Genomic DNA, 26,173 nt, shown 5'->3' with positions numbered 1-26,173 from the left:
GGCGACCGCGATGTCGCGCGCCGATCAATTTGGGCCCGATTGCCCTTATTGCGAGGATATATGGGCTCTGTCATCTGCATATGCGAGCCTTGTTTCGCGCGCTCTTAGCATAGAATAAGGCGTCCGTCATCCCGTTCGATCATCCCGGCTGTTATGCAGAATTGCCGGAACAGGCACGAAGAAAAAAGCCGGAGCACAGGCTCCGGCTTTGAAAAAGCAGTCCGTATCCGACGAAATGTCGCTTACTTGCAGTTCTGGATCGCGGCAAGCGCTGCCGAAACACCCTTCAGCGAATAGGTGTAATTGGTCTTGGTGCCGCGCTTCGACTGCGCCTCGACCTTGAGATCCTGACCGGACTTCATGGCTGCGATGAGCTTCGGCTCTTCGGCGGCGTTTTCCATCCAGCCCGACTTGCCGTTCACGAACATGGTGAAGCGGTTGCTGCCGACGCTGACGGTAACCTTGGCATTGGGGTTCAGATCGTAACCGGCCATGAACTGCGGCTCGAACGAGATGTTCTGGCCCGGCTTCTGGCTGATCAGGAAGAAATTGTCACCGTGATCGACCGAGGCGGGAGCCTTCACAGTCGGAACGGAGAGGACATAGCAAACCTTGCCGTTGCCAGCCTTGTAGCTATAGGCGCCCCAGGCGTCGAACTGTTTAATCTGGGTCGGTGTCTGGGCGAGGGCCGAGCCCGCCATTGCAATCGTAAACACCGAAGCCGCGACGATCGATTTTCCAAGCATGGTCTTTTACCGGTTCTCTTTCGTTTGCTTCAAACTCGAATATCGGGATGCCGCCGTTCAACACGCCGCCCCGCTCAGTTGCCGATTAAAGTGCCTTAATCTGGGTTACCAAACGGTGAAGTTTTGAAAGAAAACTTGAACGAGCAAGGGCTGGTAGCCATCCCGCGCTCAACTTCAATGCAAAGAAAGCGGCTGGAATATGACGGAAAGCATGTCTCCCAAAAGTGGGAACCGGTTTTGGGATAAAGACATGCGTTTGGAAAATAAGGGAGTAGGGGAATAAGGGAATAGGGAATTGTTTTACTTCACAATTAAGCGAGCATCCTTACTCCCTTACTCCCTTACTCCCTTACTCCCTTACTCCCTTACTCCCTTACTCCCTTACTCCCTTACTCCCTTACTCCCTTACTCCCTTACCTTCTTCCAACGCCTGACGCGCCGCGAGCCGATGCGCGGGCGTAATATGCGTGCGCACGGCGGTGAGCGCCGCCATCAGCACGGCGACGTCGTCGGTAAAGCCGATGCCGACCAGCATGTCGGGGATAATGTCGAAGGGCAGCACGAAATAGGCGAGCGCCGCCATCAGGGTCATACGCACGCGTGTCGGCGTGTTCTGGTCGAGCGCGCAATAATAGGCGGCCACCACTTCATCCATGAAGGGCACCATGCGACCGGCGCGGCGCGCGGCCTTCCAGAAACCTTGCTTCACCCGTTCGCTGCGTTTCTTGAAATCGCTTTCGCTGCCGGGTTCAAGGATTTCACCAATTTTGACGCTATCCATCGTCGTGCAAACTCCTGTCAGTCAGATGTCGGCGTGAACAGAGCCGAAAATGACACGACCGAAAATGGGGGCAATCGACCCGGTTTTCAAGTTTTTGCTCGTTCAGGGCAGGGAGCATCCTGCAAGAACCATCAGCTACAACGGCCATGCCAAATCAAAGGAATATAGGTCCGGCCAGCCCAAGGTCAGTTTTGGGCTGGGTCAGCTTGTTGATCTGATTGAATGGAGACTGTTCATGCATCTTACCGGCTATGGAGAGAACTTTGTCCGTGCTGACCGGACAAGTCAGTTCTATCGCGGAAACCAGCTCGCATCGGCGCAGGATTTGAGCGACCACATCAATGTCGATGTGAAAGACAATGTTTGCTACGACGCGACGGCCTATATGCGCTTTCTTCTGGGGGCGGGCATTTCGGAGCATACCTTGCGCGGAACCTCCGGGCAGAACTGGATTCCGCTGCTGAATTTCCGTGCCGGAGAGCAATGGAACGGCTATTCCGCCATTACCTATGGCCGCGCCATCGGCTTCTACGATGTCCGGGCCGGGCATATTTTCCATTCGGCCATTGCAGTCGGCGATGTCTTTATCCGCAGCATCAATGGCGGCGCGCTCGGCCAGAACTGGGGCGATCGCGTCGATCTGACCAAAGCGCTGCCCTATTCGTGCCGAAACCGCGACGGCAGCTTCACTTACCAGAAGAAGAATATTATGGTTTATATTTCAAAGGTTTAAGAGCCTGTTCCAAAAGTCGCCCTGTGTGGCTGCAAATGGCAATTTTCTACATGCCGGTGCTCACGTACCTTGAGTACGCTCCGCTCCGGTACTCGAAAATCACCATTTTCGCACACACATGCCGCGTTTTGATTCAGGCTCTAAGGCACAGCTATCGCGTTCATCTTGCGCGCCATCTTGATGTCCAGCTCGGTAACGCCATTTTCGCTATGGGTCGCAAGCGTGACATCAACGCGATTATAAACGTTGAACCATTCTGGATGATGGTCGAGTTTTTCGGCATAAAGTGCCGCCCGTGTCATGAAGCCGAAGGCAGCGCTGAAATCCTTGAACTTGAAGCTCTTGGTGATCGCCTCGCGATCCTCCAACTTCTGCCAGCCATCCAGTTCGGCCAACGCCTGTTTCAGTTCGTCTTCGGTCAACCGGTTGCGTGCCATCATCTTTCGCCTATGTTGCGGTTCTCGAACTAACTTATCATGAGCGCGAGGGTTCCGTGACCATAGAGAAACCGACCAGCATTCTTTTCATCTGCGCGGGCAATATCTGCCGTTCGCCGCTCGCCGAAGGCGTGATGGGGCAGGTGCTTGAAGCACGCGGCATTCGCGATGTGCTGATCGATTCGGCGGGCACCAACGGTTATCACACTGGCGAAGCGCCAGATGAGCGTTCGGTGCGCGTGGCAGCCGTGCACGGGCTTGATATTTCCGCGCAGCGTTGCCGTCAGCTGACTGCGGGAGATTTCAGCCGCTTTGATCTCATCCTCGGAATGGACCGTTACAACATGCGGATGATAGCCGAGCGCAAGCCCGGTAATGCTGCAGCCCGTATCGGATTGTTCACCGAGATTGCCGAGGGAAAGCCGGTTGAAATCCCCGATCCCTATTATGGTGGCATCGGGGATTTCGAGCTGGTTTACCGGATGGTTCTGGCTTCCTCGAAAGCATTGGCCGACCAGTTCTGGCTGGAACGGGCCACCAAAGGCCAAGCTTCCTCGACGATGTAAGGTCCGCCGCCCACGGAATCGCGCGACGACATCAGCACGAAACGCCCCACCTTGAAGGGTAGCGTCGCGAAATTGCCGCGTGAGGACAGGTAATGCACCACATCATCGATGCGGGCATTCCGAAGACGCGCCAGGGTCACATGGGGAGTGAATTTGCGCGGATCGGCGGGAATGTGAAGCCTCTGGCAGATGCGTTCGATTTCCGCCTGCAATGCGTTGAGTTCAGGCGAGGGGGATACACCCGCATAAATGCTGTGCGGCTTTTTGGAGCCGAAAGCATTGACGCCTGACAGGTTGAGCATGAATTCGGGTCGCCGTACGCGGTCGAGCGCATTGGCGATCTCGTCGGCCACATGGCCTTCCACATCTCCGATAAAACGCAGCGTTATGTGGTAGTTTTCGACATCAATCCAGCGTGCGCCGGGGAGACCGCCTCGCAATAATGACAGCGAGAGCGCAGCATCGCGCGGGATTTCGAGGGCAGTGAAAAGACGCGGCATAAGGCATCCTCCTCGAAGCGTTCTGTGTCAGAGCGCTATGCGTCGTGGACGCATAAAGGACACTCTAACCTAGAGAGTCAAAGCATCGTACCTGTCAGAAGTCGATTCGGCTAAGTCGATGCATTCGTAGCGAATCATCGTTTGGTTCCCGGGGCAAGCTGTTTATGCCCCTAACGGGTTTCAGCCTCCTGATGTCCCCTTGTTTTGCACATCGGACAGGCTTTTTTCGATTGTCGGCATAAAGTTTGCCACCATGGCTTCAACACCCTTTTCATTGGGGTGCATGCCATCCTCGAGCAAAAGCTCCTTCTTGGTTGCTACGCCGTCGAGGAAAAACGGGTAGAGCGGCACGCCATATTTCTGCGCCAGCTTCGGATAGATGGGGTTGAACTTGGCGGCATAGTCCTTACCCATATTGGGCGGGGCCATCATGCCTGCCAGAATGACGGCAATGCCGCGCTCCTTGAGACGCGCCAGCATGTCGTCGAGATTCTTTTCCGTGATGTCGGGCTGGATGCCGCGCAGCGCATCGTTAGCGCCGAGTTCAAGAATGACGAGATCGGTTCCATCGGGGATAGACCAGTCGATGCGCGACAGGCCCCCGGTAGTCGTGTCACCCGACACGCCTGCATTTTCGATTGAAACCTCGACGCCCTTGTCGTTGAGCGCTTTTTCAAGCTGCTGCGGAAAGGCGGCATTGGCGGGCAGGAGATAACCGGCCATCAGGCTGTCGCCGAAGCCCACAACCTTGACCTGCGAAAGCTGCTCGGTCGGCAAGGCGTCTTCAAGGCCGGTCGGGTCTTCCTGCGTCGGCTCCTGCTGGGCATAGACGCTGCCCGCAAAAACCGATCCGAGGATCGCAAAAATCGAGAGCCATGCCGGAATTGAGAGTTTGAAACGCATCGTTGGCAACCCATATTCGGTAAAGGGATGAGCGACAGCTCACGGGATTGAATCAAATCTTGGCGCAACATAGGTTCAAATTTGTGGCGCGCTTTTCGGTTCTACACATACATATAGGAAGAAAACCGCGTGACGGAACAGGCTGTTGGCCCGATTATCGAACTTGAGAACGTTCATCTGACACTTGGCCATGCCGCCTCGTCGGTGCATGTGCTGAAGGGTGTCTCTCTCCATATTGCGCAAGGCCAGTCGGTTGGTATCGTCGGTCCATCCGGCTCGGGCAAATCCACACTTCTCATGGTTCTGGCTGGGCTGGAGCATGTTGATAACGGAACTGTGAAGATCGCGGGCGAGACGATCAGCCAGATGAGCGAGGATCAGGCCGCCGCTTTTCGTGGCGCCAATATAGGCATCGTCTTCCAGTCGTTTCACTTGATTCCCAATATGACGGCGCTGGAAAATGTGGCGGTTCCGCTGGAACTGGCTGGCCGCCGCGATGCATTCGAAGTCGCGGAGCGCGAGTTGAAAGCGGTTGGGCTTGGCGAACGTCTGACGCATTATCCGTCCGAACTTTCCGGCGGCGAGCAGCAGCGCGTGGCGATTGCCCGCGCCCTCGCGCCATCGCCGAAAATTCTGATTGCCGATGAACCGACCGGCAATCTCGACACCACAACGGGGCGTCAAATTGCCGATCTTCTCTTCGCCAAGCAACGCGAAAACGGGCTGACCATGGTGCTGGTCACGCATGATCCGTCGCTGGCGGCGCGCTGCGACCGCGAAATTCCCGTCCGGTCCGGTCGCATCGAAGAAACCGCTGAAAAGGCCGGTGCGGTGCTTGAGAAACTGGCGGCGGACGCATGAGCCGAATGAAATCTTTTTCTCTCGCTCTCCGTTTTGCGCTGCGCGAAATGCGCGGCGGGCTTGCCGGTTTCTATATTTTTCTGGCCTGTATCGCGCTTGGCGTGGCGGCCATTGGCGGCGTCAATTCCGTGGCGCGGTCGGTCAGCACCGGCATTGCATCGGAAGGCCAGAGCATTTTGGGCGGCGATGTCAGCTTTGCACTCAATCAGCGCGAAGCAACAGCGGAAGAACGCGCCTTCATCGGAAAACAGGGCAGAATGGCCGAAAGCGCGACAATGCGCTCCATGGCCCGTATGCCCGATGGTTCCGACCAGTCGCTGGTCGAGGTGAAGGCGGTCGATGCCGCCTATCCGCTTTATGGCACGCTGAAGGCCGCACCGGAGCAGTCGCTGGCCGATATGACGGCCATCAAAGGCGATATTTACGGCGCTGCCGTCAGTCAGGATTTCCTCAACCGCATGGGACTTTCGCTTGGCGCAAAGGTGCTGCTTGGCTCGCAAACCTTTGAACTGCGCGCTGTGATCGAAAGCGAACCGGACCTCTTGTCGTCCGGCTTCAATTTTGCACCGCGGTTTCTCGTTTCGCTCGATGGTCTGCGCGCGTCTGGTCTGATTCAACCCGGCAGCCTTGTCGATCATATCTACAAGGTCGCACTGCCCAACGGAGCACCTGACTCGGCGATTGCCGAGGTGCGGCGGCAGGCCGCCGCCGATTTCCCGGATGCCGGATGGAATATCCGATCCCGCGCCAATGCTGCACCGGCGCTGAGCGCCAATATCGAACGCTTCTCCCAGTTTCTGACGCTGGTCGGCCTGACCGCGCTGATCGTCGGTGGCGTTGGTGTCGCCAATGCGGTGCGCGCCTATCTCGACGGCAAGCGCGGCGTGATCGCGACTTTCAAATCGCTCGGCGCCCCTGCACGCTTTGCGGTTCTGGTCTATCTCGTGCAGATCATGGTGATCGGCCTGATCGGCATCGTGCTTGGGCTCATTCTGGCGGCAATCATCCCTTTTGCCGCCGCACTGGCGCTCGCCAATTATCTGCCGGTCGCCGGTGGCGGCGGCTTCTTCCCCGGCGCGCTGGCGCTTGCGGCAGTCTTCGGCCTCATCACCACGCTTGCCTTTGCGATCATTCCGCTTGGGCGCGCTCGCAATATTCCCGCGACTGCGCTGTTCCGCGAGCAGGGCTTTGAGCAGCGCGGCCTGCCGCCCCTGCTATATCTCGGTCTTGCGGTTCTGCTGATTGCGGCTCTGGCCGGATTGGCGCTCTATGTCGCCTATGATCGGCGGATCGCGGCGATCTTCATCGTCTCGGCCATTGCCGCTTTCGGCGTGTTGCGGCTTGTGGCCGATGGCATACGCTGGCTTGCCCGCCGTGCGCCGCGTGTGCGCTCGACCGCACTTCGACTTGCGGTCGGCAATATTCACCGCCCCGGCGCGCTTACCCCTTCGGTGGTGCTTTCGCTCGGCCTCGGCCTCACGCTGATGGTGGCGATTGCGCTGATCGACGGCAATCTGCGCCGTCAGGTGACCGAGAATATCCCGGCACAAGCGCCGGATTTCTTTTTCGTGGATATCCAGAACCGCGACATTGGCGATTTCACCAAGCTGGTAAGCGGCATCGTGCCGGACGGCAAGCTCACCTCTGGTCCGATGCTGCGCGGGCGTATTGTGGCTTTCAATGGCACCAATGTGCGCGATATGACCATCCCGCCGGAAGCCGCCTGGGTGCTGCGTGGCGATCGCGGCATAACCTTTGCCGACAAGGTGCCGGAGAATTCGACGCTGAGTGAGGGCGAATGGTGGCCCGCCGATTATAGCGGTGAGCCACTTGTCTCCTTCGCTGAACGGGAAGGCAAGGAACTGGGCCTGAAGCTTGGCGACACGGTGACGGTCAATGTGCTGGGCCGCAACATCACCGCAAAGATCGCGAGTTTCCGGCAGGTGCAATGGGAAACACTGGCGATGAATTTCGTCATGGTGTTCTCGCCCAACACCTTCGCCGGTGCGCCGGCGACATGGCTTGCGACGCTGACCATTCCGGACGGCAAGAAAAACCTCGCGCCCGATGTACTGCGGCAGGTCACCAAAACCTGGCCCGCCGTCACGACGGTTAGCGTGACGGACGCGCTTAACGTCGCCAATGATCTGATCGGTCAGCTGGCGACAGCCATTCGCGCGGCGGCTTCCATTGCGCTTGCTGCATCGGTTCTGGTGCTGGGCGGGGCGCTGGCTGCGGGCAACCGCGCCCGGGTGCACGACGCTGTCGTCCTGAAGACATTGGGCGCCACACGCGGCACGCTGATTGCAGCCTATATCATGGAATATATGCTGCTCGGCCTTGCAACAGCGCTTTTCGCACTTGCCGCTGGCAGTGTGGCGGGCTGGTATGTCGTGGTGGAGATCATGAAGCTTAAAGCGCAATTCCTGCCCGATGTGGCGCTGATGACCGTGGTGGTTGCGCTGGTGCTGACCGTCGGTTTCGGGCTGGCCGGGACATGGCGTGTGCTGGGACAGAAGCCTGCGCAGGTTCTCAGAACAATATGAGTTATTTGTAATGCGGAGAGGGCGCAAAGCCTAAGCTATTGGAACCTATGGAGAATGCAGCCCGATTTTTCAAACCTGCCCTCGCGTTTTTTTACAGGCGGTACTTGTACGTGAGGGCCATAATCCCCATAATGTCAGGCAGGCATGCTGGAGTCCCGCCAGCGGCGCCCGGCGGCGGCTCGCCGGAATGAGCGCCCCGACACCGGACGGGACATGGCAAGAGGATTTAAGTCATGGCTGACTTTCGCAATATTCAGGCGCAGCAGAGGCCGGTAGGCGGCGCTCGCGCCGATGCAGGCATCGATCAGGGTTTGCGCAGCTATATGCTGGGCGTCTACAACATGATGGCTATCGGTTTGGCCGTTACCGGCCTTGCTGCATTCGCCGTTGCGGCACTCGCAACGACGACGGACCCGTCCGCAGCCGTCGCGCAGCTTGCCAATGGCAAGATGCTCACGGGCCTTGGCGTCGCGCTCTACACTTCGCCGCTGCGCTGGGTGGTGATGCTTGCGCCGCTGGCGGCAGTGTTCTTCCTGAGCTTCCGCATCGAACGTCTTTCGGTCTCGACCGCTAACGCCGTCTTCTGGGGCTATGCAGCTCTCGTCGGCCTGTCGCTGTCGTCGATCTTCCTGGTCTTCACGGGCCAGAGCGTCGTTCGCACCTTCTTCGTGACGGCTGCGTCCTTCGGTGCGCTGTCGCTCTACGGCTACACGACCAAGCGTGACCTGTCCGCTATGGGCTCGTTCCTGATCATGGGCCTGTTCGGCCTGATCCTGGCTTCGGTCGTCAACATCTTCCTCGGCTCCACCGCGCTGCAATTCGCAATCTCGGTGATCGGCGTTCTGATCTTCGCAGGCCTCACCGCCTACGACACCCAGTCGATCAAGGAAATGTATTACGAAGGCGATGCATCGGATACGCAGGGCCGCAAGATCGTGATGGGCGCGCTGCGTCTCTATCTCGACTTCATCAATATGTTCACCTTCCTGCTGCAGTTCATGGGCAACCGTGAATAGTCGCTGGATCAGGTTCTGAATGAAAAGGGCAGCGGAAACGCCGCCCTTTTTGCTTTTGTCCGGTCGCTTCCTGATGCATTCTGGAAATGTGTAAAATCATTTCTCCGGTTCTGCCTCATGCCCATCGTCCGCGATTTTCACCCCACCGACATCGATGCCATCACTGCAATCTATACCGAAGCCGTGTTGAACGGCTCCGGTTCCTACGAGGTCGAGCCGCCGTCGCGCGAAGACCTGCGCCAGCGCTTTGAGGGCTTCGTCGCGCAGGGTTTCCCTATTCTGATCGCGGAAGAGGATGGTGTGGTTCTGGGCTATGCCTATGCCAGCTATTTCCGCACCAGACCGGCCTATCGCTGGCTTGCGGAGGATCTCGATCTATATCGCGCCCGAGGCCAAGAAGAAGGGCGTGGGCAAGCTTCTCCTGCGCGAACTGATCGAACGGGCCGCCCAGCTCGGCTTCCGGCAGCTTTTGGCTGTCATCGGTGATGGCGAGAACAATATCGGCTCGGTGCGGCTGCATGAAAGCATGGGTTTCGTGCATTGCGGACGAATTGAGGGCTCCGGCTTCAAGCATGGGCGCTGGCTGGATACGGTGCTGATGCAGCTGCCGCTCAATGGCGGGCGCACGCTGGAGCCGGGAGCACCGCCGCTTTCATAAATCAAATGGCGGGTCAGTGCCCCTTCGACAGGCTCACCCTTCGACAAGCTCGCCCTTCGACAAGCTCAGGGGAGGGCGTTGCAGACTACGCTCCCCTCATCCTGAGGAGCCGTTGAAAACGGCGTCTCGAAGGATCGAAGGATTGAGGAACCGAAGGCTAATCAGGCCTCGACGAGTTTCAGGCTCTTGTCGAAAACGCGCAGCACGCGGTCCAGTTCATGGCCGCGCTTCATGATCAGTCCGCTTGCAGCGATGACCGCGTAAGCGCCTTGCTTTTGCGCGAGCTTGGGATTTTTCTCGATCCGGAACAGCGGAACCTCGCTGGCGCGTCGGAAGATGGAAAAGACCGCCCGGTCGCTCAGATGGTCGATAGCGTAGTCGCGCCAGGCACCGGCGGCGACCATGCGGCCATAGATGTTCAGGATCTTGCCAAGTTCATGCCGGTCGAAACTGATGGCGGTGGGAACCGGCCTTGCGCGGTCGAGAGAGACGACCTTTGGCGACGCGGACGCGTTGGACGAGGATGATGAATCCTCTGCGCTTGAAATATCCATGTCCTTCCTTTCAGCCCTGTGGGTGGCGAAGCGGCAGGTGCGTTTGAAACGCATGACAGGAGGGTGATGCTTTTGTGAAACAAATTCAAGTGCGGGAAGGCGCGGCACCGTTCAAATGAACGGGATTTCCCTCATAAAACGCTGGATTTTGCACGCGGGCCGCTGTGCATTAGCTGTTCACGAAAAACGAAAGTCTGTCGGCAATGGTGATCGTTGAACACATTTTCGCCTTGTCAGCTTCGCATTCCAGCCTGATTATGGCTTCAGCATCTACGTGTTGCCTGAGACGGTTCGGTTCGGGTATGTCCGACCCCAAGCCCCCCGCCCAAAGGACTGCCCGAGCCGAACCAACTTTTTCGTCCGACCGAGCCGCAACACCAGATATTCCCGCAATATGACAGCTAACCTCACACCATCCGGCCCGATGCCGAATGGATAATGGCTTGCGGCCGAATGCCTGCGATCAGAAGCCGACCGGCGCTTTCTGCTTGAACATGGCTGCGCCATGAATGCGCCCGAGCGAGTTGTCGTCCCGGGTTTCCTGAAGAATGACCGCGCAACCGGAAACATCCTTACGCTTCAATTCAGAAGCAGGGAGCTCGATTTTCAGCGGCTTGCCATCCCACATGCCGATCGTGTTGATCTCGCTCACCGTGTTTCGGTAGGTGATATCCTGACCGGCATTCTCGCCTTCGGTGATTGGGATGGTGACCGCATCGCGGAAATAGAACAGAACGACATGCACCGGCGACTTTGGCTTTTCGCCAGCCCCGATCTCGATGGACAGGCGACCATCGTCGAGCCGGTTGATCGCAACCGGCACTGTCAGCTTGTCGGCGGCGACCTGTGCCTTGATGGCGCCCGCATCGCGCCCATTGACCTCCGCCTGACCATTGATGATGGCCTGCGGCGTATAGATCATGCGCGCGTTGAAGGAGTTACGGTAAGCATTCTGGCGGTCGGTATTATCCTGAGTGGCAAGCGTGTCGCGCCACCCCATATAATCCCAGTAATTGACGTGGAACGACAGCGCCAGCACGCTGGGGTCATCGGCGAACTTGGCAAAATTATCGTCCGCCTTCGGGCAGGACTTGCAGCCCTGACTGGTGAAAAGCTCTACCACCGCGGTTTTCTTGGGCGCTGCTTCAGCCGATGCAGAACCCTGCATGGAAACGCAACCGGTGAAAGCCAGCCCCAGAACGGCGCAGACATTGCGCCAGCCCGGCAGGGAATCGCCGGTCAGCCATGTGGCTGTTCCATAGAATGAGGGCTGAACGGTCACTTTGTATGATCCTGCATTAATTGACGATGACATCTATTATGTAGGAATTACGCCGATCAATGGGAATTCACGTTGCGGTGAGATTCAGCGGCGAGTGTGCTCTATTTGCGTCAGAAACGAAAAGGCCGCCGGATTGCTCCGGCGGCCTTTTTGTTTCAGTCGGGCGCTGATTAAGCAGCGAGATCGCGCAGAACGGTCTGCAGAATGCCGCCGTTCTTCATGTAGTCGAGCTCGTCCAGCGTATCGATGCGGCAGATGAGCGGAACCTTCTTCACCGAGCCGTCGGCATAGGTGATGGAAGCTTCGACCTTCTGACGCGGACGCACATCGGCCAGACCTTCGATGGTGACGATTTCGTCGCCCTTGAGGCCCAGCGTCTGCCAGCTCGTGCCTTCCTCGAAGACGAAAGGCACAATGCCCATGCCGACGAGGTTGGAACGGTGGATACGCTCGAAAGACTGCGCAATCACGGCCTTCACGCCAAGCAGGTTGGTGCCCTTGGCAGCCCAGTCACGCGAAGAACCATTGCCATATTCGACGCCTGCGAAGACGACGAGCGGCACGCCCTCGGCCTTGTACTGCATGGCAGCATCATAGATCGAGGTTTCTTCCTTCGACGGGTAGTGGATGGTGTAGCCGCCTTCACGTCCGTTTTCGCCCAGCATGTGGTTGCGGATACGGATGTTGGCGAAGGTGCCGCGCATCATCACTTCATGGTTGCCGCGACGCGTGCCGTACTGGTTGAAGTCGGCAACGCCAACGCCATGGTCGATGAGGTATTTACCGGCAGGCGACTGCGCCTTGATCGAACCGGCAGGCGAAATGTGGTCAGTCGTGATCTTGTCGCCGAAGAGGCCAAGAATACGAGCACCCTTCACGTCGCCGATCGTGCCAGCCGACTTGCCCATGCCGACGAAGTAAGGCGGGTTCTGCACATAGGTCGAGTTGTCGTCCCATGCATAGGTCTGGCCCGCAGGAACCTGAACGGCCTGCCAGTTTTCGTCGCCCTTGAACACGTCCGCATATTTCTCCGAGAAGATTTTGCGGGTGACGTTCTTGGCGATGAAGTCCTGGATTTCCTGAGAGGAAGGCCAGATGTCGCGGAGGTATACCGGGTTGCCGTTCTGGTCTTCGCCAAGCGGCTCCTTGGTCAGGTCCTTGGTGACCGTACCGGCAAGAGCATGAGCGACGACAAGCGGTGGCGAAGCAAGGTAGTTTGCCTGTACATCCGGCGAAACGCGGCCTTCGAAGTTACGGTTGCCGGACAGAACGGCAGCCGCGATCAGGCCCTTTTCGTTGATGGTCTTGGAGATCGGTGCCGGCAGCGGACCGGAATTGCCGATGCAGGTCGTGCAGCCGAAGCCGACGAGGTTGAAGCCGAGCGCATCGAGATCCTTCTGGAGACCGGCGGATTCGAGATAGGCGGCAACGACCTGAGAGCCGGGCGCGAGCGAGGTCTTGACCCAAGGCTTGGTCTTGAGGCCCTTGGCGACGGCGTTGCGGGCCAGAAGACCGGCAGCGATCAACACGCTCGGGTTCGAGGTGTTGGTGCAGGACGTGATAGCGGCAATCACCACATCGCCATGGCCGAGGTCGAAATCTTCGCCTTCGACGGCATAGCGCGTGGTCTGGCCGGTGGTCTTCTTGTATTCGTTTTCGAGCGAGGTCGCGAAACCGGAGCCGATGTTTTCCAGCGGAATGCGGCCTTCAGGACGCTTCGGACCGGCCATCGAGGGAACAACGTCGCCCATGTCGAGTTCGAGAACGTCGGTGAAGACCGGATCGGCTGCGCCCTTGTCGCGCCACATGCCCTGCGCACGGCAGTATGCTTCAACCAGCTCGATGCGATGTTCATCGCGACCAGTGGTGTTCATGTAGTTCAGCGTTTCGCTGTCAACCGGGAAGAAGCCGCAGGTTGCGCCATATTCCGGCCCCATGTTTGCGATGGTCGCACGGTCGGCCAGCGTCATGTTTTCGAGGCCTTCGCCGAAGAATTCGACGAACTTGCCGACAACGCCCTTCTTGCGCAGCATCTGCGTGACGGTGAGCACGAGGTCGGTCGCGGTGACGCCTTCCTTGACCTTGCCGGTCAGGCGGAAGCCGACGACTTCCGGCAGAAGCATGGAAACCGGCTGGCCGAGCATGGCAGCTTCAGCTTCGATGCCGCCCACGCCCCAGCCCAGAACGCCAAGGCCGTTGACCATGGTGGTGTGGCTGTCGGTGCCGACGCAGGTGTCGGGATAAGCGACGGTTTCGCCGTCTTCTTCCTTGGTCCAGACTGCCTGGGCCAGATATTCGAGATTCACCTGATGGCAGATGCCGGTGCCTGGAGGAACAACGCGGAAGTTCTGGAACGCCTGCTGGCCCCACTTCAGAAAGCGGTAGCGTTCGCCGTTGCGCTGATATTCGAGGTCCACATTGGCCTTGAATGCGCTTGGATTGCCGAATTCGTCAACGATGACCGAGTGATCGATGACCAGATCGACGGGCACGAGCGGGTTGATCTTTTCCGGGTCGCCGCCGAGCGCCTTGAGGCCGTCGCGCATGGCTGCAAGGTCGACAACAGCTGGAACGCCGGTGAAATCCTGCATGAGAACGCGGGCCGGGCGGTAGGCGATTTCTGCACCGGCTTTGCCGCGGTCGGCCAGCCACTTGGCGACAGCTTCAATATCCGACTTCTTGACGGAGCGGTCGTCCTCGAAGCGAAGCAGGTTCTCAAGAAGAACCTTCATGGAGAAAGGAAGCTTGGAAACGCCTTCGAGGCCGTTCTTTTCGGCTTCGGTCAGGCTGTAATAGACATAGTCTTTACCGCCGACGGTGAGGGTTTTGCGACATTTGAAGCTGTCAATGTGTGACACTGCGTTCGTCCTTATGCTACTGGCCGGAAAACCAGGACGAACGCCTAGGCTAGCGTTTCAAGGACGCGCCAAGGTGCGGGTGCAGTCATTTCCGCTGTCCGTCCCGAAGCCTGGGTCCTCACGGGCGCCAGGTGTTTGAGATCGGCCAAAAATGGTTTCCACGCCGACCGCTGGCGTGGTAGCCCTCATATAGAGAGTTTTCTAAAACGATTCCAGACTGAATTTCGTGAATTCGCTGCCTTGCGGCGAAATGTTGCGATCCTTCCGTTCGTTCCCGAAACTCTGGGAGACGGTTGGTTTTTGAGGAGAGAAAATGCGGCTTGAGGCCGAAAATCTGGGTGGCGAACGGGGTGGCGAGACGATCTTCTCCAACCTTTCTTTCACGCTCGATGGCGGGGAGGCGCTGGTGGTCACCGGCCCGAACGGGTCCGGCAAATCCACCTTGCTGCGAATCATCTGCGGTCTGCTCGCGCCGGAAGAAGGCCGCATCGCACTGATCGAGGACGGCGCATCGCTGCCCGTGCAGGCGGCCTGTCATTATCTCGGCCATCAAAATGCGATGAAACCGGCCTTGAGCGTGCGCGAAAATCTTTTGTTCTGGCAGCGGTTTAACGGCGCGGGAGCGCTCGACATTGATGACGCGCTGGAAGCTGTCAACCTGCCCGGCGTCGAACATCTGCCTTTCGGCTATCTCTCCACCGGGCAAAAGCGTCGCGTCTCCATTGCCAAGCTTCTGGTCAGCCATCGCCCGCTATGGATTGTCGATGAGCCGACCGCCGGTCTCGACAAGGCGTCGGAAACCCGTTTTGCCGTGCTGATGCGCGACCATCTGCAACAGGGCGGCATGATCATTGCCGCCACGCATATTCCGCTGGGGCTGGAAGGTGCGAACACGCTCGATATGGCCAGATTCTCGCATGAGGCGTTTTGATGCTGGCGCTGTTCCTTCGCGACATGCGCCTGAGCTTTCGCGCGGGCGGCGGTGCGCTGGTCGGCATATTGTTCTTTCTCGCTGTTATTTCGGTGATGCCATTCGGCGTCGGCCCGGACCTCAATCTACTGGCGCGGATCGGTCCGGCCATGCTGTGGATCGGTGCGTTGCTGGCGACGCTGCTCGGCCTCGACCGGCTGTTTCAGGCCGACCGTGACGATGGCTCGCTCGATCTGCTGCTGATCGGCTCCGACCGTCACATGCTGGCGCTCACGGTTCTGGTCAAATGCGTCGCCCATTGGGCGGCGAGCGTTTTGCCGCTGGTAATCGCCTCGCCCATGCTCGGCCTGTTCATGAATATGGATGCGGCGGCAATCGGTGCCACAACCCTGACGCTTCTGGTCGGCACACCCGCCATCGCCTTTGTCGGTGCGGTGGGTGCGGCGCTGGCGGTGGCTCTGCCGCGCGGCGGACTGCTTGTTTCGGTCATCGTGCTGCCGCTCACCATTCCGGTTCTCATTTTTGGTGTATCTGCTTCTTACGGAGCGACGGTAGACAACGCCCCCTTTCTGGCTCCATTTCTGGTGCTTGCCGCACTGACGCTGTTTTTCGCTGTGCTGGGACCGCTGGCCGCGAGCGCGGCGCTGAAGAATTCGGCGGATTGAGCATGATCCCGAAAAGTGGGAACCGCCTTCGCGGGGAAAACAGTCCACTGGACTGTTTTCTGATCCCGCTACGATCGGAATCGGATCATGCTCGACCGATTGACGCAGTTGAGCGCGGTCAATTGAACGGCATGAGGGGGGGAGGTTAAGTATAGGTCATGACGAAAGACGCCGTGAAAACCGCAAGCTGGCTCGATATGGCCAATCCCACACGCTTCCTCGCTTTTGCGGGCAAGGTTTTGCCGTGGCTGGCGGGGCTTGCCGTTCTGTTCCTTGCCGCCGGTCTCGGTATGGTTTTCCTGTCGCCGGACGATTACCAGCAAGGCCTCACAGTCCGCATCATGTATATCCATGTGCCTTTCGCATGGCTTTCCATGATGTGTTACTCGATCATGGCAGTGTCGGCTCTCGGCACACTGGTCTGGCGGCATCCGCTGGCCGATGTGTCGATCCGCTCGGCTGCCCCTTGGGTGCGGTTTTCACCGCATTGGCGCTTGCCACGGGTTCGCTATGGGGCAAGCCCATGTGGGGCACGTGGTGGGTGTGGGATGCACGCCTGACCTCGGTTTTCGTGCTGTTCCTGATGTATCTCGGTATCATCGCGCTATCGCGCGCCTTCGCCGATCCGGCCAAGAGTGCCAAGCCGGTGGCGGTGCTGACGCTGGTGGGCTTCATCAACATCCCGATCATCAAATTCTCGGTCGACTGGTGGAACACGTTGCATCAGCCAGCTTCCGTTTTCCGCATGGGCGGGCCGACCATCGATGGCTCCATGTTGCGCCCGTTATTCGTGATGGCGATTGGCTTCACGCTGCTATTCCTTGCGCTGCATATGATGGCGATGCGCAACGAAATATGGCGTCGCCGCGTGGCTTCGATGAAGAAGCTCGCCGCCCGCAACGCTGATCGCAAACGCGGCAAACAAATGCAGGAGGAGGGCGCGGTATGAGCAATCATCTCGGCTTCGTCATGGCCGCTTATGGCATCACCATCGCGGCGCTTATCCTGACTGTCGGCTGGATATATATCGATCAGCGTATCCAGAAGAATGAGCTGAAGCGGCTTGAGGCGCAGGGCGTGCGCCGCCGCTCGTCAAAGGCGCCGGTTCAATGACGGAAACGACACAAAAGCACGCCGCGCCGAAAAAACGCGCCACATGGGCAGCGCTGCTTCCATTGCTGGTGTTTGTGGGGCTTGCAGCCGTCTTCGCCGTGCAGCTTCTGTCAGGCAAGGATAGCTCGGCCATTCCATCTGCTTTGATCGGCAAGCAAGCGCCGCAAACCAATCTCCCGGCGGTCGAAGGCCTGATGCGCGATGGCGTTCCGGTGCCGGGCCTCAACAGCGAAGATTTCAAAACGGGTCCGGGGGGCAAGCTGACACTGGTGAATGTCTGGGGATCGTGGTGCGTTCCCTGCCGTCAGGAGCATCCGCTCCTGATGGAAATCGCCAGGGACAGCCGCATCCGTCTGGTGGGCCTTAACTACAAGGACCAGCCCGAAAACGCCCGCCGCTTTCTGGGCGATCTCGGCAATCCCTTTGCCGCTGTCGGCGCCGACCGCGTGGGTCGCTCAGCCATCGAATGGGGCGTCTACGGCGTGCCGGAAACCTTCCTCGTCGGCCCGGACGGCAAGATCATTTATAAGCATGTCGGCCCGTTCACGCCGGAGTCGGTGCGGGATGATCTGATGCCTGCGGTGGAAAAGGCCTTTCAATAATCATCGACCTTACAACGTCGTGGTTTATGGACGTTGCTGCGCTGCTCTTTTCCCTCATCCTAAGGAGCTGTTGAAAACAGCGCATCACCCTGAGCTTGTCGAAGGATCGAAGGGCTGAGGGAAAAACGCACATCTCCCCCTCAGCCCTTCGAGACGGTTCCCTTCGCAAGCTCAGGGCCCCTCCTCAGGATGAGGGGGGCGAAGCAACAGGTTTACAACGAGCAGATTATGAAAAAGCCCCGCATTTGCGGGGCTTTTGCTTTTCTTTTGATAATCAATCCGGCAATTTCCGCACCGCACCCTTGGCGGCGCTGGTTGCCATGGAGGCATAAGCCTTCAGCGCAGTGGAAATCTTGCGCTTGCGATCTTCGGCGGGCTTCCAGCCCGTTGCTTCCTGTTCGGCGCGGCGTTCGGCCAGCGTTGCATCGTCCACGGCGAGGTGGATCTTGCGGTTCGGAATGTCGATATCGATGATATCGCCTTCGCGCACCAGACCGATCGTGCCGCCTTCGGCTGCTTCCGGCGAAACATGGCCGATGGAGAGGCCCGACGAGCCGCCCGAGAAACGACCGTCGGTGATCAGCGCGCAGGCCTTGCCCAGACCCTTCGACTTCAGATAGCTGGTCGGGTAGAGCATTTCCTGCATGCCGGGGCCGCCGCGCGGCCTTCATAGCGGATCAGCACGATATCGCCAGCCTTGATCTTGCCGTTCAAAATGCCGAGTACCGCCGTATCCTGGCTTTCGAAAATACGCGCCGGGCCGGAGAACTTAAGGATGGAATCATCCACGCCTGCCGTTTTCACGATGCAGCCGTCTTCCGCCAGATTGCCGTAAAGCACGGCCAGACCGCCATCCTGACTAAACGCGTGTTCCTTGGAGCGGATAACGCCCTTTTCGCGGTCGGTATCGACGCTATCAAAGCGGCGCTCCTGGCTGAATGCCACCTGCGTCGGCACGCCACCCGGTGCCGCCGAATAGAACTTGTGCACCATTTCGCTGTTGGTACGGGTCACGTCCCAATGATCCAGCGCCTTGGCAACCGTCTGGCTGTGCACGGTCGGCAGATCGGTATTGATCAGGCCCGCTTTGTCGAGCTGGCCGAGAATGCCCATGATGCCGCCCGCACGGTGCACATCTTCCATGTGAACCGTATTGTTGGCAGGGGCGACCTTGCAAAGCACCGGCACGCGGCGCGACAGGCGGTCGATATCGGCCATGGTGAAATCGATTTCGGCTTCCTGCGCGGCGGCGAGAAGATGCAGGACCGTATTGGTCGAACCGCCCATGGCGATGTCGAGCGTCATGGCGTTTTCAAACGCCGGGAAGCTTGCAATCGAGCGCGGCAGCACGCTTTCGTCGTCCTGCTCGTAATAACGGCGGGCGAGATCGACGACTAGATGGCCGGCTTCTACGAAGAGGCGCTTGCGGTCGGCATGGGTTGCGAGCGTCGAGCCGTTGCCCGGCAGTGACAGGCCAAGCGCTTCGGTGAGGCAGTTCATCGAGTTTGCGGTGAACATGCCCGAGCACGAACCGCAAGTCGGGCAGGCGGAGCGTTCAATCGTCTTGACCTGCTCGTCGGTATAGTGATCGTCGGCAGCGGCGACCATGGCGTCAACCAGGTCGAGCTTCTTGATCTGGTCGTCCCAGACGACCTTGCCCGCTTCCATCGGTCCGCCCGAAACGAACACGACCGGAATATTGAGGCGCAGCGCGGCCATCAGCATGCCGGGGGTGATCTTGTCGCAGTTGGAAATGCAGACCATCGCATCGGCGCAATGGGCATTGACCATATATTCGACCGAGTCGGCGATGAGTTCGCGCGATGGCAGCGAATAGAGCATGCCGTCATGGCCCATGGCGATACCGTCATCGACCGCGATGGTGTTGAATTCCTTGGCCACGCCGCCAGCACTTTCGATTTCGCGCGCGACGAGCTGGCCGAGATCCTTGAGGTGAACGTGGCCCGGCACGAACTGTGTGAACGAGTTCACCACAGCAATAATCGGCTTGCCGAAATCCTCATCCTTCATGCCGGTGGCGCGCCATAGGCCGCGCGCACCCGCCATATTCCGGCCGTGGGTGGTTGTTCGCGAACGATAAGGAGGCATTTTCTGACCTTTTAGGAATTATTCTAACTTTATAATGCGGTATGACAGAACCACCCACAGCAGGCAAAGCGCAAATTGCCCCATATTGCCAGAAGCGGGACCATTTGCCGGTTTACGGACAACGAAAGGGGTTCTCTCGTGCGCCAGCTTTCGCAGGCGCAATTGACCCCAATCTAGCAGGTTCTTGTTATAATGCAAAAGAATTTGAGCTCAAAACGTAACGAAATTGCTTGAACTCAATTTGCTGCTGTCGCCATGGCTGTGTCGAGGAGGGCATTTGCCATCTTCATACGCTGTTCCGCATCGGCGCGAAACTCTTGTGGCAGGCGGTCTGGATGATTGCTCGCGGCAAAGGAGCGACGCAGGCGTTGAAGCTCAGCGCGCGTCAGACCGGGGCGAAGGTTCAACTCTCGCCGTATCGCGTCGGGCGACTGGTTTTGCATGCGCTCAGCGATTGCTTGCCGTTCAGTCTCTCGCTGGTCGCTCTCGGCCGACTTTTCCTCAAAATAGAAAAGCGGCGCAAGATCGATTTCCGGGCGTGAGGGTGCGGCACTATCGCCCAACCCTGCCGAAAAGAACGCCGATGCAAGATTGATCTGCGACCGGCGAACGGCCTCTTCCTGACCGGAATTCGCCTCGGTTTCTTTCAGGACAGTCGCAAAATCCGGGAACGCCCGCCGCATCGGTCTCAGCGCACCGCGCCGGCTGAAAGGGCGGTTGCCAGCGTGCGGGTCAGTATGGTGGGCGGGATCGGCTTCTGAAAGACCGGCACTTCAGGATAGCGCGCCGCAAGCTCGGCAGGCAGCCCGCCGCCGGTATGGATGACGACGAATGTGTTGCGGCTTTTCAGCCGGTCCAGGATAGGTTCCACATTGCCGTCAATCAGATTGACATCGAGGATGGCGGCATCGACTTCATTACGATTGATGAGATCCATGGCCTGCCGGACAGTGCCGACCGGACCGACAACCGTTCCGTTCGCGTCTTCCACAGTCGCGGCAACGTCGAGAGCGACGAAAATTTCGTCCTCCACAACCAGTATGCGTCGCTGTTCAAGATCGTTCATCACTGTCTTTCACCTCTGCGGGAGCCCACTGAGCGAGGCCCGCGCTTCCATACAGAAAATGCGCGAACACAGAAGGTAGTTCCCTTCGCCGCATGATAATTCACTTATGGTGAATCAAATCTTTACCGCCGGAAGGGTGCTCCAGAAGGTAATTAGCCGATAATCAGAATGCCGTGAAAGTCAGCGTTGTCAGGGACCGCACGATATGCGGGATATTGAGCACATTGTCGTTGATGAACTTGCCGATATCGTCGCCCTCGGCGATATAGATTTTCGCCAGCAGGTCGAATTCACCGCTGGTCGAATAAAGCTCGGATACGATCTCGCGCTGAAAGAGAGTGTCGGCAACCTCATAGGTTTTGCCGGGAGCGCACTGCAGTTGCAGGAATACGGGCTTCATGTCTCTACCTTTCGCATCGATGGCGGCGTTCGAGGTTTCAAACACGGTCGGGCTGGCGAAATCAAGAGCCATTGCGGAATGAGGGCTTATCAATCGCTGCAAATCCTGTTCGAAACCCGACTGACGGCCCGGCCAAAAGCTGTGGTCAAAAAGAGCATTGGGTCATAATTGCTCTGGTAATATATCAATTTCAGGTGATGATCGGCTTTGCGTCCCAAATCGCTGTTATAGTCCCGCGCTTCGCATCGGGAACAATTTTCGACATATATCGATGCATTTCGAGGAGTATCCGAAAGTCTCATGAAGTTTATGTCTGTTTTGTCCCCGGCCTTTGCCCTCGCTTGCCTTGTTTCCCTGGTTTCGATGGCATTGCCTGCTTCCGCGATGAATGCGTCCGAGAAAGCGCAGCTCGAAAAGCTCGATCCGGTAACCCGTCTGGAACAGCGCTGCGATGTCGAGGCCATGGAGCGGATTACCCGCGAACAGAATAAATTTTCGGTCGATAAGGTGCTGGCCTATGCTTTTTCCGATCCGGTGACGAAGAAGAATTCCATTGCGGCAGACGGTGCTGCCTTCCGCAGCCGCGAGCACTGGTACAAGCTCGCCTTTACCTGCAAGACGGATGATGAACACATCAATATAACGTCTTTTCAATATGATATTGGCGACGAAGTCCCCGCCGACCAGTGGGACAAGCACTATCTGGTGCCGTGATTCAATAAAATCGCTGTATTTATAAATAACTGATAATCTTTGCGTCAAAGATTACAGCGCGCGGCATTCTTTCATTGCGCTCGTTCAATATTCCGAAATAATTGGGATTGCCAGCTGGGGCGATGTGTGGTCTCTCAATACATCAATTATTGCTAAACTTATAATAATAATCGGTTTTCCGGATATGACACTTAATCTGACCATTGCATTTATTGTTGTCGGGTTGCTGCTTTGGTATTTCAAATGCCGCAAGCTTGGGTTTGTTTCGATTGCCGTCGGCATCGTTCTGTATGGCGCAATCGCGTCGGCCATCCTGCCCGATTATCTGATGAACCGCCTGCAGTCGTCCTATTCATCGACGCTGCAATCCTCGCTTGAAGACAATACCGCCTTTATCGTCTTCGGCATGGGCACGCAGACCGTCATGGAACGCGGTGAAAAAGTGGTCGAACCGCTCGCCTTTTCCTATGGGCCGATCCTTGCTGCCGTGGGCATGAACCATCACTGTATCGAGAGCGCCCTGAAGTGCACCTTCATCGTCAGCGGCGCAGATGTGGCCGGGACCGGTGTGACCGAGGCGGCATCGATCGCCGGGCAATTGGTGAAGGCCGGTATTGATCCCGCTTCCATCCTGTTGGACGAAAAGAGCCGGAATACTTGGCAGAACGCCAAAAACACCGCAGCAATCCTGCGTGCGATCAAGCCCGCGAAGATCGTGCTGCTGCAAGCAGCGCCGATCATCAAGCGTGACTTGCTCTATCTGGCACATTTCGGCGTGAAGCCCGAGCCGGTCGCAGCCGGGTTTCTGACGGCGGCGCATACCAACATGTCTTCGGCGGGACTTTCTTTTCTGGTGACCGATTTGGCCCTGCATGAAGCGATAGGCGTCTGGCGCTATGAGTTCTATAACTACATGGGATGGAATGAGCCGAAACAGCCACCGCTTGCGTTGGGCAGCGCTGCGCCTTCGGCAGTTCTCGCGCCTGCCCATTGAGTTTATGATGCTACCGCCCGACGCGTTTTGATAGGGCGCTGGAAAAAATATCCCCGAAATAACCCCAAAAGTGAGCAGATTTTTCGAAGCGGTTTTAAATTTCGGTGAGGTTGTGGCATCCTGTCGTCAAAGACCTCTGATACTGTCCTGACCAATGGCTACGAGGGATACCCGTGGGGGGCCCAAAGGAAACAATGGAGGCGGTCGTGAAATTATCGAGACTTTCGCTCACTTTGGCGGCATTGGTGGCAGCGGCCTCGCTGGCCGGAACCGTTCAGGCGAGCCACGCGGATCAGACGCTTCTGAACGAGTCCTATGATCCGACGCGTGAGCTCTACAAGGATTACAATGCGGCCTTTGCGGCGCATTGGAAGAAGGAAACCGGCGAAACCGTCACCATCCGCGCATCGCATGGCGGTTCGGGCGCGCAGGCCCGTTCGGTGATCGACGGCGTCAAGGCTGATGTGGTCACGCTGGCGCTCGAAAGCGATATCGACGCGATAGCGTCGCGCACCGGCAAGATCGACAAGGAATGGCGCAAGCGCCTTCCGAACAATTCGTCGCCTTATACATCAACGATCGTTTTTCTGGTGCGCAAGGGCAACCCCAAGGCCATCAAGGACTGGGGTGATCTGGTGAAGGACGGTGTGGAAGTCATCACGCCGAACCCGAAGACATCCGGCGGCGCGCGCTGGAACTATCTTGCCGCCTGGGCCTGGGCCTACAAGCAGTATGGCGGCGACGAACAGAAGATCAAGGATTACATCGCTGACCTGTTCCGTCACGTGCCGGTGCTTGATACTGGCGCACGCGGCGCGACGACCAGCTTCGTGCAGCGCCAGCTCGGCGATGTGCTGCTGGCCTGGGAAAACGAAGCCTATCTTTCGGTTGCCGAATTCGGCGAGGATGCGTTCGATATCGTTGTGCCGCCGCAGTCGATCCTAGCTGAACCCCCGGTCTCTATCGTTGACAAGAACGCCGAGGAGAACGGCACCACCAAGCTGGCGCAGGCCTATCTCGAATATCTCTATTCGCCGGAAGGTCAGGCTATCGCAGCCAAGCATTTCTACCGTCCGTCGAAGCCGGACCTCATCCCGGCTGACCAGCAGCGCAAGCTTCCAGACCTGACGCTGGTAACCATCGACGATCCGATTTTCGGCGGTTGGGCCAAGGCGCAGCCTTACCATTTCGGTGACGGCGGTACGTTCGACCAGATCTACAAGCCTGGCAAATAAGGGGCAGACAAAAGCACAGTCAGCCGGTCAGAACCGAAGCTGATATTTGCAGCCACTGAAAAAGGGAACAAAACAACAGCATGTCTTCGCTCCCTGCACGGGCCAGAGCAGGGTCGCACTTTCGCAAGCCGAGCGTCATTCCAGGTTTCGGACTGACGTTCGGTTTCAGTGTTGCCTATCTGACCCTTCTCATTCTCATTCCGCTGGCGGCCCTCGTGCTGCGCTCCAGCGAGATCGGTTTCTCCGGCTTCTGGCGGCTGATCACCGATCAACGCACGTTGAAATCGCTGGAAACAAGCTTTGGAACGGCATTCATCGCCGCGCTGGTCAATGTCGTGTTCGGCGTTATTCTGGCCTGGGTTCTGACCCGCTATCGCTTTCCGGGCCGCCGTTTCATCGATGCCATTGTCGATATTCCCTTTGCGCTGCCGACAGCGGTTGCCGGTATTGCGCTGGCCGCCATCTATGCACCGAATGGCTGGATCGGCAGCCTGTTTGCGCCCTTCGGCATCCGCATCGCCTTTACGCGCATCGGTATCGTGGTCGCGCTGATCTTCATCGGCCTTCCTTTCGTGGTGCGCACGGTGCAGCCGATCATGGAAGAAATCAGCCGTGAGGTCGAAGAGGCTGCGGCGACGCTCGGTGCCACGCGTTTCCAGACCATCTGGCGGGTGCTTCTGCCCAGCCTTCAGCCTGCGATCCTCACCGGCTTTGCTCTCGCCTTTGCGCGTGGAGTGGGTGAATATGGCTCGGTCATCTTCATTGCGGGCAACACGCCCTATGTGTCGGAAATCGCGCCACTGCTGATCGTCGTCAAGCTGGAGGAATATGATTACGCCGGTGCGACGGCGCTCGCCACCATCATGCTGGTGCTTTCCTTCGCGATGCTCTTGTTCATCAATCTCATTCAGGCGCGTTCGAGAAAGAAATACGGCTATGGCGAATGAAACAACAGGCACTGGCCGCGCCAGCCGCACTGGCCGCGCCAGCCGTAGCGCCGTGACGGAAAGCCGGACCACGCGCATCATCCTGATTGCGCTGGCGCTGGCGTTTCTGGCGCTCTTTCTGATCCTGCCGGTGATTGCGGTTTTTGTGGAAGCCTTCCGCAAAGGCCCGACCGAATATCTCGAAGCCTTGCTGGAGCCGGACGCCTGGTCGGCGATCAAGCTCACCTTGACGGTTGCGGCCATCGCCGTGCCGCTCAATCTGGTTTTCGGCGTGGCCGCCGCATGGGCTATCGCCAAGTTCGAGTTCAAGGGCAAGGCACTGTTGACCACGCTGATCGACCTGCCGTTTTCGGTGTCGCCGGTCATTTCCGGTCTGGTCTTCGTGCTGCTGTTTTCCAGTCACAGCCTGCTCGGGCCGTGGCTGGAGCAGCATGGGATCCAGATACTCTTCGCGGTGCCCGGGATCGTTCTGGCGACGGTCTTCGTCACTTTTCCCTTCGTGGCGCGCGAACTGATCCCGCTGATGCAGGAGCAGGGAACCGGGGACGAAGAGGCGGCGATTTCACTTGGCGCTAATGGCTGGCAGACATTTCGCTATGTCACGTTGCCGAATATCAAATGGGGCCTTCTCTATGGCGTTCTGCTCTGTAATGCCCGCGCCATGGGTGAGTTCGGGGCGGTATCCGTGGTATCGGGCCGCATTCGCGGTCTCACCAATACGATGCCTTTGCACGTGGAAATCCTCTATAACGAGTATAACTTCGTTGCAGCATTTGCGGTGGCTTCGCTTCTGGCTCTGCTTGCGCTTCTGACGCTGGCGATCAAGACAATCCTGGAGCTGCGCTATAGCGATGAGCTGGCGGGCAGCAACGGGCACTGAAGGCAATTTGGAAAGCTGATCCGGGTGGTTGAAACCGGGCTCGGCTTCAAGGATAAATGGCCGCGAAGCGGCAGGG

25 protein-coding genes and 3 pseudogenes are annotated in these 26,173 nt (G+C 58.1%); 16 read left to right on the top strand and 12 right to left on the bottom strand.

Annotated features, from left to right (window positions below):
• Window positions 1-242: 242 nt before the first annotated feature.
• The gene (locus tag QLQ11_RS07805) at window positions 243-746 is read right to left on the bottom strand and encodes an invasion associated locus B family protein (RefSeq protein ID WP_113533733.1); all 504 of its coding nucleotides are present in this window, start codon (window positions 744-746) and stop codon (window positions 243-245) included.
• 397 nt (window positions 747-1,143) lie between these two features.
• Entirely contained in the window at window positions 1,144-1,527 is a 384-nt protein-coding gene (locus QLQ11_RS07800; protein ID WP_109368122.1) for a YkvA family protein, read from the bottom strand.
• 49 nt (window positions 1,528-1,576) lie between these two features.
• Here QLQ11_RS07800 and QLQ11_RS07795 point away from each other — a divergent pair, with 49 nt between their 5' ends.
• Window positions 1,577-2,260, top strand: coding sequence for a hypothetical protein (locus QLQ11_RS07795; protein WP_235858898.1), 684 nt, complete (start codon window positions 1,577-1,579; stop codon window positions 2,258-2,260).
• 140 nt (window positions 2,261-2,400) lie between these two features.
• On the opposite strand, the gene QLQ11_RS07790 is transcribed toward QLQ11_RS07795, so the two are convergent.
• Window positions 2,401-2,697, bottom strand: a complete 297-nt coding sequence (locus QLQ11_RS07790) for a 4a-hydroxytetrahydrobiopterin dehydratase (protein ID WP_109368123.1) — start codon at window positions 2,695-2,697, stop codon at window positions 2,401-2,403.
• Between the two features lie 56 nt (window positions 2,698-2,753).
• On the opposite strand from QLQ11_RS07790, the gene QLQ11_RS07785 reads away from it, so the two are divergent.
• Window positions 2,754-3,263 (top strand): low molecular weight protein-tyrosine-phosphatase, encoded by a 510-nt coding sequence (locus tag QLQ11_RS07785; RefSeq protein WP_109368124.1) that lies wholly within the window; start codon window positions 2,754-2,756, stop codon window positions 3,261-3,263.
• Here the strand turns inward: QLQ11_RS07785 and thpR are convergent.
• Entirely contained in the window at window positions 3,173-3,763 is a 591-nt protein-coding gene (gene thpR / locus QLQ11_RS07780) for an RNA 2',3'-cyclic phosphodiesterase (RefSeq protein WP_109368125.1), read from the bottom strand. The two genes, QLQ11_RS07785 and thpR, sit on opposite strands and share 91 nt — an antisense overlap.
• Before the next feature lie 180 nt (window positions 3,764-3,943).
• A complete protein-coding gene (locus tag QLQ11_RS07775; protein WP_109368126.1) occupies window positions 3,944-4,666 on the bottom strand; it encodes an arylesterase in 723 nt (240 codons plus the stop codon).
• A 129-nt stretch (window positions 4,667-4,795) separates the two neighbouring features.
• On the opposite strand from QLQ11_RS07775, the gene QLQ11_RS07770 reads away from it, so the two are divergent.
• The 4 genes and pseudogenes from QLQ11_RS07770 (at window position 4,796) to QLQ11_RS07755 (ending at window position 9,747) form a co-directional block, all read left to right on the top strand.
• Entirely contained in the window at window positions 4,796-5,527 is a 732-nt protein-coding gene (locus QLQ11_RS07770) for an ABC transporter ATP-binding protein (RefSeq protein ID WP_109368127.1), read from the top strand.
• Window positions 5,524-8,073, top strand: coding sequence for an ABC transporter permease (locus tag QLQ11_RS07765; protein WP_109368128.1), 2,550 nt, complete (start codon window positions 5,524-5,526; stop codon window positions 8,071-8,073). Before QLQ11_RS07770 ends, QLQ11_RS07765 begins: the two co-directional genes overlap by 4 nt.
• A 233-nt stretch (window positions 8,074-8,306) precedes the next feature.
• Window positions 8,307-9,089, top strand: a complete 783-nt coding sequence (locus QLQ11_RS07760) for a Bax inhibitor-1/YccA family protein (protein ID WP_109368129.1) — start codon at window positions 8,307-8,309, stop codon at window positions 9,087-9,089.
• Window positions 9,090-9,206: 117 nt separating this feature from the next.
• A pseudogene (locus QLQ11_RS07755) lies at window positions 9,207-9,747 on the top strand (N-acetyltransferase family protein).
• A gap of 161 nt (window positions 9,748-9,908) precedes the next feature.
• Here the strand turns inward: QLQ11_RS07755 and QLQ11_RS07750 are convergent.
• The 3 genes from QLQ11_RS07750 to acnA all read right to left on the bottom strand — a co-directional run bounded on the left by QLQ11_RS07750 (window position 9,909) and on the right by acnA (window position 14,441).
• Window positions 9,909-10,301, bottom strand: a complete 393-nt coding sequence (locus QLQ11_RS07750) for a DUF2794 domain-containing protein (RefSeq protein WP_109368131.1) — start codon at window positions 10,299-10,301, stop codon at window positions 9,909-9,911.
• Between the two features lie 463 nt (window positions 10,302-10,764).
• Entirely contained in the window at window positions 10,765-11,499 is a 735-nt protein-coding gene (locus tag QLQ11_RS07745; protein ID WP_109370140.1) for a thioredoxin family protein, read from the bottom strand.
• Window positions 11,500-11,753: 254 nt separating this feature from the next.
• Entirely contained in the window at window positions 11,754-14,441 is a 2,688-nt protein-coding gene (acnA, locus tag QLQ11_RS07740; protein ID WP_121537044.1) for an aconitate hydratase AcnA, read from the bottom strand.
• A 313-nt stretch (window positions 14,442-14,754) separates the two neighbouring features.
• On the opposite strand from acnA, the gene ccmA reads away from it, so the two are divergent.
• The 5 genes and pseudogenes from ccmA to QLQ11_RS07715 all read left to right on the top strand — a co-directional run bounded on the left by ccmA (window position 14,755) and on the right by QLQ11_RS07715 (window position 17,752).
• Window positions 14,755-15,372 (top strand): heme ABC exporter ATP-binding protein CcmA, encoded by a 618-nt coding sequence (ccmA, locus tag QLQ11_RS07735; protein ID WP_121537046.1) that lies wholly within the window; start codon window positions 14,755-14,757, stop codon window positions 15,370-15,372.
• The gene (gene ccmB, locus QLQ11_RS07730; protein WP_109368134.1) at window positions 15,372-16,037 is read left to right on the top strand and encodes a heme exporter protein CcmB; all 666 of its coding nucleotides are present in this window, start codon (window positions 15,372-15,374) and stop codon (window positions 16,035-16,037) included. The genes ccmA and ccmB overlap by 1 nt, the downstream gene beginning before the upstream one ends.
• Before the next feature lie 158 nt (window positions 16,038-16,195).
• Window positions 16,196-16,986: pseudogene (locus tag QLQ11_RS07725) on the top strand (heme ABC transporter permease).
• On the top strand, window positions 16,983-17,150 hold the full coding sequence (gene ccmD / locus QLQ11_RS07720; RefSeq protein ID WP_109368136.1) for a heme exporter protein CcmD: 168 nt from the start codon (window positions 16,983-16,985) through the stop codon (window positions 17,148-17,150). Before QLQ11_RS07725 ends, ccmD begins: the two are co-directional and overlap by 4 nt.
• Complete coding sequence (locus QLQ11_RS07715; RefSeq protein WP_109368137.1) at window positions 17,147-17,752, top strand: DsbE family thiol:disulfide interchange protein; 606 nt, start codon at window positions 17,147-17,149, stop codon at window positions 17,750-17,752. The genes ccmD and QLQ11_RS07715 overlap by 4 nt, the downstream gene beginning before the upstream one ends.
• A gap of 274 nt (window positions 17,753-18,026) precedes the next feature.
• Here the strand turns inward: QLQ11_RS07715 and ilvD are convergent.
• From ilvD to QLQ11_RS07695, 4 genes and pseudogenes are all read right to left on the bottom strand, one after another.
• Window positions 18,027-19,861, bottom strand: a pseudogene (ilvD, locus tag QLQ11_RS07710) (dihydroxy-acid dehydratase).
• A 236-nt stretch (window positions 19,862-20,097) separates the two neighbouring features.
• Window positions 20,098-20,544 carry a hypothetical protein gene (locus QLQ11_RS07705; RefSeq protein ID WP_109368139.1) on the bottom strand — a complete coding sequence of 149 codons (447 nt, stop codon included), beginning with the start codon at window positions 20,542-20,544 and terminating at the stop codon, window positions 20,098-20,100.
• 5 nt (window positions 20,545-20,549) lie between these two features.
• On the bottom strand, window positions 20,550-20,927 hold the full coding sequence (locus tag QLQ11_RS07700) for a response regulator (protein ID WP_109368140.1): 378 nt from the start codon (window positions 20,925-20,927) through the stop codon (window positions 20,550-20,552).
• Window positions 20,928-21,090: 163 nt separating this feature from the next.
• Window positions 21,091-21,327 carry an Lrp/AsnC ligand binding domain-containing protein gene (locus tag QLQ11_RS07695; RefSeq protein ID WP_109370141.1) on the bottom strand — a complete coding sequence of 79 codons (237 nt, stop codon included), beginning with the start codon at window positions 21,325-21,327 and terminating at the stop codon, window positions 21,091-21,093.
• A gap of 300 nt (window positions 21,328-21,627) precedes the next feature.
• Between QLQ11_RS07695 and QLQ11_RS07690 the strand changes: the two genes are divergently transcribed.
• The 5 genes from QLQ11_RS07690 (at window position 21,628) to cysW (ending at window position 26,097) form a co-directional block, all read left to right on the top strand.
• Window positions 21,628-22,041 carry a DUF930 domain-containing protein gene (locus QLQ11_RS07690; protein WP_109368141.1) on the top strand — a complete coding sequence of 138 codons (414 nt, stop codon included), beginning with the start codon at window positions 21,628-21,630 and terminating at the stop codon, window positions 22,039-22,041.
• Between the two features lie 184 nt (window positions 22,042-22,225).
• Window positions 22,226-23,035 carry a YdcF family protein gene (locus QLQ11_RS07685; protein WP_121537060.1) on the top strand — a complete coding sequence of 270 codons (810 nt, stop codon included), beginning with the start codon at window positions 22,226-22,228 and terminating at the stop codon, window positions 23,033-23,035.
• A gap of 206 nt (window positions 23,036-23,241) precedes the next feature.
• Complete coding sequence (locus QLQ11_RS07680; RefSeq protein WP_283736011.1) at window positions 23,242-24,270, top strand: sulfate ABC transporter substrate-binding protein; 1,029 nt, start codon at window positions 23,242-23,244, stop codon at window positions 24,268-24,270.
• A gap of 80 nt (window positions 24,271-24,350) precedes the next feature.
• A complete protein-coding gene (gene cysT / locus QLQ11_RS07675) occupies window positions 24,351-25,217 on the top strand; it encodes a sulfate ABC transporter permease subunit CysT (RefSeq protein ID WP_109368142.1) in 867 nt (288 codons plus the stop codon).
• Window positions 25,207-26,097, top strand: coding sequence for a sulfate ABC transporter permease subunit CysW (gene cysW / locus QLQ11_RS07670; RefSeq protein WP_109368143.1), 891 nt, complete (start codon window positions 25,207-25,209; stop codon window positions 26,095-26,097). The genes cysT and cysW overlap by 11 nt, the downstream gene beginning before the upstream one ends.
• Window positions 26,098-26,173: the final 76 nt, after the last annotated feature.

This window comes from Ochrobactrum sp. SSR (assembly GCF_030067775.1).
Lineage (GTDB): Bacteria > Pseudomonadota > Alphaproteobacteria > Rhizobiales > Rhizobiaceae > Brucella > Brucella teleogrylli.
This window is presented reverse-complemented; position numbering and strand designations above follow the sequence as displayed.

What these genes read in the sequence shown, in the direction of transcription:
- QLQ11_RS07805 (WP_113533733.1), bottom strand. Translation starts at nt 746, where the DNA reads ATGCTTGGAAAATCGATCGTCGCGGCTTCGGTGTTTACGATTGCAATG.
- QLQ11_RS07800 (WP_109368122.1), bottom strand. Translation starts at nt 1,527, where the DNA reads ATGGATAGCGTCAAAATTGGTGAAATCCTTGAACCCGGCAGCGAAAGC.
- QLQ11_RS07795 (WP_235858898.1), top strand. Translation starts at nt 1,577, where the DNA reads ATGACACGACCGAAAATGGGGGCAATCGACCCGGTTTTCAAGTTTTTG.
- QLQ11_RS07790 (WP_109368123.1), bottom strand. Translation starts at nt 2,697, where the DNA reads ATGGCACGCAACCGGTTGACCGAAGACGAACTGAAACAGGCGTTGGCC.
- thpR (WP_109368125.1), bottom strand. Translation starts at nt 3,763, where the DNA reads ATGCCGCGTCTTTTCACTGCCCTCGAAATCCCGCGCGATGCTGCGCTC.
- QLQ11_RS07775 (WP_109368126.1), bottom strand. Translation starts at nt 4,666, where the DNA reads ATGCGTTTCAAACTCTCAATTCCGGCATGGCTCTCGATTTTTGCGATC.
- QLQ11_RS07765 (WP_109368128.1), top strand. Translation starts at nt 5,524, where the DNA reads ATGAGCCGAATGAAATCTTTTTCTCTCGCTCTCCGTTTTGCGCTGCGC.
- QLQ11_RS07760 (WP_109368129.1), top strand. Translation starts at nt 8,307, where the DNA reads ATGGCTGACTTTCGCAATATTCAGGCGCAGCAGAGGCCGGTAGGCGGC.
- QLQ11_RS07750 (WP_109368131.1), bottom strand. Translation starts at nt 10,301, where the DNA reads ATGGATATTTCAAGCGCAGAGGATTCATCATCCTCGTCCAACGCGTCC.
- ccmA (WP_121537046.1), top strand. Translation starts at nt 14,755, where the DNA reads ATGCGGCTTGAGGCCGAAAATCTGGGTGGCGAACGGGGTGGCGAGACG.
- ccmB (WP_109368134.1), top strand. Translation starts at nt 15,372, where the DNA reads ATGCTGGCGCTGTTCCTTCGCGACATGCGCCTGAGCTTTCGCGCGGGC.
- ccmD (WP_109368136.1), top strand. Translation starts at nt 16,983, where the DNA reads ATGAGCAATCATCTCGGCTTCGTCATGGCCGCTTATGGCATCACCATC.
- QLQ11_RS07715 (WP_109368137.1), top strand. Translation starts at nt 17,147, where the DNA reads ATGACGGAAACGACACAAAAGCACGCCGCGCCGAAAAAACGCGCCACA.
- QLQ11_RS07705 (WP_109368139.1), bottom strand. Translation starts at nt 20,544, where the DNA reads ATGCGGCGGGCGTTCCCGGATTTTGCGACTGTCCTGAAAGAAACCGAG.
- QLQ11_RS07700 (WP_109368140.1), bottom strand. Translation starts at nt 20,927, where the DNA reads ATGAACGATCTTGAACAGCGACGCATACTGGTTGTGGAGGACGAAATT.
- QLQ11_RS07695 (WP_109370141.1), bottom strand. Translation starts at nt 21,327, where the DNA reads ATGAAGCCCGTATTCCTGCAACTGCAGTGCGCTCCCGGCAAAACCTAT.
- QLQ11_RS07690 (WP_109368141.1), top strand. Translation starts at nt 21,628, where the DNA reads ATGAAGTTTATGTCTGTTTTGTCCCCGGCCTTTGCCCTCGCTTGCCTT.
- QLQ11_RS07685 (WP_121537060.1), top strand. Translation starts at nt 22,226, where the DNA reads ATGACACTTAATCTGACCATTGCATTTATTGTTGTCGGGTTGCTGCTT.
- cysT (WP_109368142.1), top strand. Translation starts at nt 24,351, where the DNA reads ATGTCTTCGCTCCCTGCACGGGCCAGAGCAGGGTCGCACTTTCGCAAG.
- cysW (WP_109368143.1), top strand. Translation starts at nt 25,207, where the DNA reads ATGGCGAATGAAACAACAGGCACTGGCCGCGCCAGCCGCACTGGCCGC.